Here is an 8,187-nt window from a genome sequence, read left to right as displayed (position 1 = left end):
GGCGGTATCTTTCTGTGGCACTATCCTCACGATCGCTCGCACTGGACGTTATCCAGCAAGTTTGGTCTTTCGAGAGTCCGGACTTTCCTCAAACCAGTAACTATGACTGATCTGCAACTGCCTGCGCCTACTCTCTCCTTAGCTCCAGTGTAATCTTTGGTTGGCGTAGTATGTTAACATGGCATTACTTTTTTTTATTCCAAGGTAGAGCGTAAGTCCAAGGTAGTTTCCTAACTGTGAAAGGACAATTGATAATGCTAATGGGAGGAAAATCACGGCCTGGAGCTAGACCTAAACGCACCTCAGATATCCTAAGCACCAATTGCAGGGAAAAGTCCAGCTCTTTTCTTCTGTTAATAAAGTCGTTGTACAACTTTTTTTGCCCTTTTTTTAGTCCATTGATATCAATTAGTGGTTTTTTTGCTGAATAGGTTCCAGCTACTTGATCGCGCTCGAAAACGTCTTCTGCTGTCACTGTTTCAGAAAGTGTTTTCTTGGGAGCAATCAGGCTCGGACTTTGGGGTACTGCTAAGTCGCGGGTTAAGTCTGGTGATTTCCGAATCACGCGGCGCGATTGCTTGCTATGTTCAACTACTAAAGAACTGTTGTCCCAGTCAACGTATATAGCAACCTGATCGGATTTATTTTCAATGCTAATTCCTAAATCTTTCAAATCGTCAATTGGGTATGAGGATTTGAGTTTAAAGGAAATTCCAATTTTATCATCGAGATTTTGTTCTTTGAGTTGCTCGTCAACGATTCCTTTTTTAAACTCAAATTTAACTTGGTCATCGATGGATTCAATCATGCGGTTGAAAACATAAGAAACACCGATAATATAAATCGTCAAAACTACTAAATTCTGGTCGCTACTCCTCATAACTCAGAATCTTAACTCCCAGTGGTAATGAATATATATTCGTCTCATTGCTCATCTGCAATTTTTAATTTTCTTTGATTACTATAGAATTTTGCAGCCAGCCTCTTCGCCAAAAAAAGAATAGCAAACTAAATGCGATCGCTAACATCACTGCCCAGCAAAGTGGATAGCCCCAATACCAGTTCAACTCAGGCATATTATATGGCGATTTTTCAGTATTGAAATTCATACCATATATTCCGGCTACAAAAGTCAGGGGAATAAAAATTGTTGAAACTACCGTTAGTACCTTCATGATTTCATTCATTTTATTACTCACTGCCGAAAGGTACACATCCATTAATCCAGATGCTAGTTCTCGGTAAGTTTCCACCATATCCATCACTTGTACTGTATGGTCATAACAATCTCGCAGGTAGATTCGCACTTCTTCACCAATCAAATCACTGCTATCTCGAATCAAGGAATTAATTGCATCGCGCTGGGGCCAGATAGCACGACGTAGTTGCAGTAATTCTCGCCTAATTTGATAAATACTTTGTAGTGTTTGTGGGGTAGGTTTAACTATTACTTCCTCCTCCAACTCTTCGATTCGCTCACCATAAAGCTCCAGTACTGGGAAAAAGCCATCAATAATTGCATCTAACAGAGCATAAGCTAAATAATCCGCTCCCTGTTTACGGATGATACCTTTGTTTTTTTCAATTCGCGATCGCACCGCTTCAAAGCAATCATGTTCTGGTTCCTCTTGTACGGTCAGTAAATAATTTTTTCCTAATATCAAACTCACTTGCTCGCTATAAAAACCACATGTTCTTTCTTTTGGTACTACCATCCGGGCAATAAAAAGCAATTGATCTTCATAATCTTCTGTTTTGGGACGCTCTGGTACATTGACTACATCTTCTAAAACTAGAGGATGTAACTTAAAAACATTACCCAATCGTTGTAATATGTCTTGACTACCTAAACCTTGTACATCTACCCAAGAAATGGATTCGCTATCAAGATATGGGGCACACTCCTCTGGAGTTGCTATTTGCTCACGGATGAAATTGGTTTGGTTATAGTCAATCAAAAAAATTATCGGTGGTGGTGCATCTGCATCAATAAAAATGGTTCCAGGTATAGTCCCTGGTTGGTGATAGAACTCATCATCATGTGGCTTGTTTAGTATTTTGGGAAGGCGATGCAGTTTTCGTGCCATGCAATATTACCTAATAGTGATTAGTCATTTGTCATTTGTCGTTAGTAAATAACAAAGGACATAAAAATAACTTACACGTTCTTTTACAAAAATTAATATAAAGACGGTAATTTCTAAATTAAGCAATTATTTAGGTTGCTAATTTGGTCATCAGCCAGATTTAATCTGACGAATCTCAATTACGTTAGCGTAGCGGTAGCGAGTCTGCGTCCGCTTTTAGCGTCTCGTAGAGAGCGTCATTACAAATTACGAATTGGTATAGCATATTGCCTTTGAATCAGCAATGCTACAAAAAAAACAGTTTGCCTTGGCAAGACAAACTGCTAAAAAAATATTTATCTGGGTGAGCAGAAGTTAGAACATACCCATGCCGCCCATGCCACCCATGCCGCCCATGCCGCCCATGCCGCCCATGTCAGGGGCAGGAGCAGCGGATTTCTTCTCTGGCTTTTCAACAACGATCGCTTCGGTGGTTAAGACCAAACCAGCAATGGAACCAGCATTTTGCAAAGCTGAACGCACGACTTTGGCAGGGTCGATAATACCAGCAGCAATCAAGTCTTCAAATTCGCCAGTAGCAGCGTTATAGCCAATGTTGATGTCGCTCTCGCGGACTCTAGAGACGATTACAGAACCTTCAGCACCAGCGTTGTCTGCTATTTGGCGCAAGGGGGCTTCTAGCGCTCGTTCGACAATATCAGCCCCAATTCTTTCTTCGTCATTTTCTAGGGTCTTTTTAATCGCTTCTACCGCCTTAGCTAAGTGAATTAAGGTTGTTCCACCACCAGGAACAATACCTTCTTCCACAGCAGCCTTAGTAGCGTTGAGCGCGTCTTCAATCCGCAGTTTACGGTCTTTGAGTTCGGTTTCGGTTGCCGCACCCACTTTAATCACTGCCACGCCGCCAGCGAGCTTGGCGATGCGTTCTTGGAGTTTTTCTCGATCATAGTCAGAATCAGTTTCTTCCAACTGTCTGCGAATTTGACCAATCCGCTTTTGTACTTCTGGCTTGGTGACACTGCCAGCAACTATTGTGGTGCTTTCTTTGTCAATAGTGATTTTGCGGGCAGTTCCCAGCGCTTCTAGAGCAGCGGTATCCAAGCTTAAGCCGATTTCTTCCGAAATCAACTGTCCATCGGTGAGAATCGCAATATCTTCTAACAAAGCTTTGCGGCGATCGCCAAAGCCAGGTGCTTTAATCCCAGCCACGGCTAGTACACCGCGCGCTTTATTCACCACCAAAGTTGCCAAAGCATCACCTTCAACATCTTCAGCAATAATTAGCAAAGGCTGACCTGAGCGGGCAACTTTTTCCAAAATTGGCACTAAATCTTGGATGCTGCTGATTTTTTTATCTGTCACCAAGATCCGAGCGTTTTCAAATTCGACGATTTGCCGTTCGTTGTTGGTGACGAAGTAGGGAGAAATATAACCCCTGTCAATCTGCATCCCCTCAACTACTTCTAGTTCAGTTGTCAGGGATTTAGATTCTTCAACGGTAATTACACCATCTTTGGTGACTTTTTCCATTGCTTGAGCTAACATTTGGCCAACTTCTTCATCGTTACCAGCAGAAACAGTGGCAACTTGAGCGATCGCACTTCCTTCTACAGGCTTGGCTATTTTGGCAATTTCTTCTACCAGTGCCTCAATAGTTTTGTCGATCCCGCGCTTCAAGCTAACAGGGTTACTACCCGCCGCGACGTTTTTCAAACCTTCCCGGATCAAAGCTTGTGCTAAAACTGTGGCGGTGGTTGTCCCATCCCCAGCGACATCTTTAGTTTTTGAGGCCACTTCCTGGATGAGTCTTGCACCAGTATTTTCCAAAGGATCTTCTAATTCAATTTCCTTGGCAACAGTGATACCATCGTTGACAATTTGAGGTGCGCCAAATTTTTTCTCTAAAAGGACATTGCGACCTTTAGGCCCCAAGGTGATTTTTACAGCATCGGCAAGGGCGTTAACACCCCTTTCTAGAGCTCTCCGAGATTCCTCGTCAAATGCAATAATTTTCGCCATGTTTCATTTCTCCAGCGCTTCCATTAGACAATTTAGCACTCACAGCGCCAGAGTGCTAATCTCTCAATCTGCTCAAGTTACAAATGGAAATAAAAAAATTGATTAATATACAGGTGATGCTCATATTAGATACTGGCAGTAATGCTTGAATTGGGAGATGAATCTAGACAACTCCCTTAAGTCCCTTGGTATTGCCGACCCTAGCGGCACCGGCTGGTTGGCAGTAGTATTTACGTTCCTCTTGGCTTGGGTTGTAACTTGGCGTTTAATTCCGATAGTACGCAAATTCGCCTTGCGGGTAGGTTGGGCTGACCAACCCAACGCACGGCGACTCAACCGAGAACCTTTACCCAATGCCGGGGGGCTGGCTATCTACGCGGGTGTCATTGCCGCGCTGGTATTAGCTAGCCTTTTACGACCGATCGAACTCCAAAACGTATTGGCTCAGGTGCTCACTATTCTGTTGGGGGGTTCGATATTAGTCCTTGTAGGCTTTATTGACGATCAATTTGGCTTACCGCCATCTGTTCGATTGTGGGCGCAAATTGTCACGGCACTGTTACTGGTAGCTAATGGCATCAGCGTCAAAGTCCTGTTTGGCACGCCCATCGACTCGCTTCTGTCCATATTGCTAACAGTACTATGGGTAGTAGGGATTACCAACGCCATCAACTTGATGGATGGTATGGATGGCTTGGCAGGAGGAATTAGCTTTATTACCGCCATGAGTTTGTTGGGCGTTGCTGCTCAATTTAACAATCGTGCAGCGGCAATCTTGGTACTTGCAGCTTTGGGAGGTGCTGCACTAGGATTTTTGCGCCATAATTTCCATCCATCACGAATTATTATGGGTGATGCTGGAGCATACTTTTTTGGTTATGTGTTGGCAGCAACTAGTATTTTAGGGAAACTGCAACAAAACACAGTTTATGCGCTAATTCCTACGGTTTTATTTCTGTTGTTACCGGTACTAGACACTACTCAAGTATTTGTGCGGCGTCTACTAGCAGGAAATAACCCTCTGAGTACTCCTGGTAAAGACCATCTGCACCACCGCTTACTTGCTTGGGGACTCTCCCAGCGCCATGCTGCGTTTACGCTTTGGTCAGTTACCTTAGTTTTCAACTTGCTGGCGATGAGAATACAAGGTATGAGTTTGGCTGTGATGCTGACTACTGCCACTAGCATTATCCTGCTTTTGGGCTTTACAGTCTGGCAAAGGATACGCCAACAGCCTTAGTTGCTTGTAGGGTGAGCATTGCAGTGCTAGCCCTACTAGGCTTCTTCTCTGTATGGAAGCGATGTCTACAACAGGCTGTTCGGTGATGCAAAATTCTACTTTGACCAGTCCACTAAAAATTCAAGCTTGAGTTAAATTGTCTTGCAACCAAGTAACTAAATCTCCTTGTGTGGAAAAATCTAACAGTGCTTCGGCTAAATTTTCAAGCTGTTCGATAGATAGCTAACTGATGCTGTCTTGCAATTGCTGACTCAAATTGGCAAAGCTTCGCAGCAGACGCATAATCATCTCTAGAGTCTGTTCTTGCTTGACTACTTAATCAGATAATTGAGATAATTTTGATAACATAACCAAAGTTTGATCAACTTCTTCGTTCATTAGTTCTAAGGAATTATCACCTCTTTGTTTACTATCTTCTACATTAGATTCATTCAAATCATTAATAATTTTTTTTACAGCAGGCTCGTTTGATAATAAAATATGTTCTAAACTAGTTAAAAGATTTTTTCCTACATTATTTTCATTTAACTGACTAATTTCATTATTTTCATCTAACTGACTAATAAGTTCTTTGAATACACTTAAAACTACTTTTGTTGTCTTGACATCATTATTAATATTAATCCGACTTAATAACTTCCTACATAAATTACCAACAGTAGCTATTGTCTGCTCCCTAATAGTTTTGTCTTTTTCTGCATAGTGAACAGCAATATATGCTAAACTAGAAATATTCTCCAGTTTTCGCTTGTCTGATTCATTAAACTTTTCTTTTTGATGACTTGCAACAATTAATAGACCGCGTTGACTTTTATTTTGATCCCAAACAGATACACCTAGTTCTGAATTAATATTATCAAAATATGCTTTATAGTTTAGTTTAGTTCCAACATCATCCACATCACCAATACATCGTGGTTCTTCATACACTTTTACCCAAGCAGCATCATTCTCAGTTATCTTTCCGTGTCTATAAGAAACTTCAAATTGCTTTTCAGTAACATAATTCTCTTGTGTAATAATTTTTTTATTACTCTTATCAAAAATAGTAATTTCTCCTACATCGGCTCCTGTGATTTCTACAGCTTTTTGTACAATTAATTTTATTTGCTCCTGATTTGTTATGATTCCTAGCTCAATACTATCTCGTGTTTGTGACCATCGTAGATTTTGAATGGCAGTAGCAGCTGAAGATGCTAAAGAGTTAATAATTTCCTTTTCTTCATCCACAAAGTTGTGAATTCGTCGGTAGTCAATAAACATGACTCCGACCAGATCATTATTTGCTTTCAATAATATACCAGCCGCAGATTTAATTTTTTCTCGATTAACAAATGATGAGTTTTCTAGAATAGGTTGATCTGAAATTTTAGAAGCATAAATGTCTTTTCCACCTTTGATTAGTGACCAGGGTACTGCATTATCATCAATAGTTTCTGTATCCCTATTTTTATTTTCCAGAAACTTCCCTGCAAAAATTGGTGGAAATTGAAGCTTTTTTTCTGCTTGAATATATTCATAAATAACAACAACATCTGCTGCCAAAGCATTCAATGTATTCCAGGCAATATAACTTATCAATTTACTACCTATCTCATTAAAAGATTGTGTAATAGATTGCAACGCTGATAGCTGACGAGTTTTTTCACGCAATTTTTGATATTTTATAGCATTTCTTATAGCAACAACAGCTTTATCAGCAAAATACTCTCCTAGTTGTAGTTGTTCTATCTTTATATTATGAAATGGGGACTTTTCCCAATAATGGATGTATAATACTCCTACTAAAATAGCGTTTATTTGTTCGTTTGTTTGAGCATTATCTTTTTCATTAATATTGGATATACTACGTAGTATAACTTGATCCTCGCTATTAATTAATAGTGGAATAGCTGCGTAAGCTCTAGATCCTCTTCTCCTGGCTTTATTACTAAAATTAGGATTTAAAGTTCCATCTTCTTGAGAAGAAGATATTACTTTGATTTTTCCTTCAATAATAGCTTCCCATCCCAATCCATTCTGGCGAGGAGAGAATTCATCTACTGGTGTGGGACCAGGATTCCCCGAAAAAATTTCATATATATATTTTCCTTGTCCTTGTTGCAGATTCAATAAAAAATGGAGTGTAGTTAGATCAGCCTTAAAAAGGTTTCTAGCACTCTCAGCAATAGTTTCTAAAACATATGGCTTTAGTTTACCAAATAAATCAAGGACTTCTATCTCTATTGGCTCATTTGTAGTTAGATTGGCGTTAAAAATCATTTTGTAACGCCGAGCTTTGAACTCTTCATCATGCTTCCCTAATACAGTTTCTTCAGAGTCAAATCTTTGCTTTAGCTCATCAGGGAGAGCATTATAAGTGTCTAAGTCAACAATAAACTCTCCAGGATTTGCATTTGCTTCTAGTCGATAAGCCCTAACAATAACGTAGCCTGTAAGCTTACCATTATCTTCTTGAGCAAGTTCACCAGTTGCAGCGCCAATACGAAACCATCTTTTTGCTGATGGTTCAGTTTTACTGGCGTTATGCAATTGCGTGTATTCATGAACAGCTTTTGCAAAATTATAGGCATAAGTGGCATCGTCAAAAATGATAACAGCATTGTCTCCATTACTAGCTATGACAACTCTCTCACGCATCTCACTCACTGCCATTAACCCAGTGTTAACAAACCCTTGAATCTGCTGATTGAGATGTGTGACAGTCTTTACATCTAAATTTTCTTCTAGCATCTTAACAATACTGCTATATCCGACTAAATCGAGTTCAACTACAGTTTTTCTCATTGCTCCATTTTATAGATAGCTTCTGTCCATAACTTGTTTTTGCAGAACAATTTT

At 40.1% G+C, this 8,187-nt stretch carries 6 protein-coding genes; 1 reads left to right on the top strand and 5 read right to left on the bottom strand.

Annotated elements, in window-relative coordinates; all coding sequences use genetic code 11:
- Positions 1 to 184: 184 nt before the first annotated feature.
- The 3 genes from RMY16_RS23345 to groL form a co-directional block, all read right to left on the bottom strand.
- Positions 185 to 880, bottom strand: a complete 696-nt coding sequence (locus RMY16_RS23345; protein WP_322738352.1) for a hypothetical protein — start codon at positions 878 to 880, stop codon at positions 185 to 187.
- Between the two features lie 64 nt (positions 881 to 944).
- Positions 945 to 2,087, bottom strand: coding sequence for a magnesium/cobalt transporter CorA (gene corA, locus RMY16_RS23340; protein ID WP_322738351.1), 1,143 nt, complete (start codon positions 2,085 to 2,087; stop codon positions 945 to 947).
- A gap of 354 nt (positions 2,088 to 2,441) precedes the next feature.
- The gene (gene groL / locus RMY16_RS23335; protein WP_322738350.1) at positions 2,442 to 4,106 is read right to left on the bottom strand and encodes a chaperonin GroEL; all 1,665 of its coding nucleotides are present in this window, start codon (positions 4,104 to 4,106) and stop codon (positions 2,442 to 2,444) included.
- Between the two features lie 157 nt (positions 4,107 to 4,263).
- On the opposite strand from groL, the gene RMY16_RS23330 reads away from it, so the two are divergent.
- Positions 4,264 to 5,346 (top strand): MraY family glycosyltransferase, encoded by a 1,083-nt coding sequence (locus RMY16_RS23330; protein ID WP_322661955.1) that lies wholly within the window; start codon positions 4,264 to 4,266, stop codon positions 5,344 to 5,346.
- A gap of 120 nt (positions 5,347 to 5,466) precedes the next feature.
- On the opposite strand, the gene RMY16_RS23325 is transcribed toward RMY16_RS23330, so the two are convergent.
- A complete protein-coding gene (locus RMY16_RS23325) occupies positions 5,467 to 5,562 on the bottom strand; it encodes a DUF4351 domain-containing protein (RefSeq protein WP_322738353.1) in 96 nt (31 codons plus the stop codon).
- Between the two features lie 99 nt (positions 5,563 to 5,661).
- Complete coding sequence (locus tag RMY16_RS23320; RefSeq protein ID WP_322738349.1) at positions 5,662 to 8,133, bottom strand: GAF domain-containing protein; 2,472 nt, start codon at positions 8,131 to 8,133, stop codon at positions 5,662 to 5,664.
- Between the last annotated feature and the right edge of the window lie 54 nt (positions 8,134 to 8,187).

Source organism: Nostoc sp. DedQUE12b (assembly GCF_034530835.1).
Classification (GTDB): domain Bacteria; phylum Cyanobacteriota; class Cyanobacteriia; order Cyanobacteriales; family Nostocaceae; genus Nostoc.
This window is presented reverse-complemented; position numbering and strand designations above follow the sequence as displayed.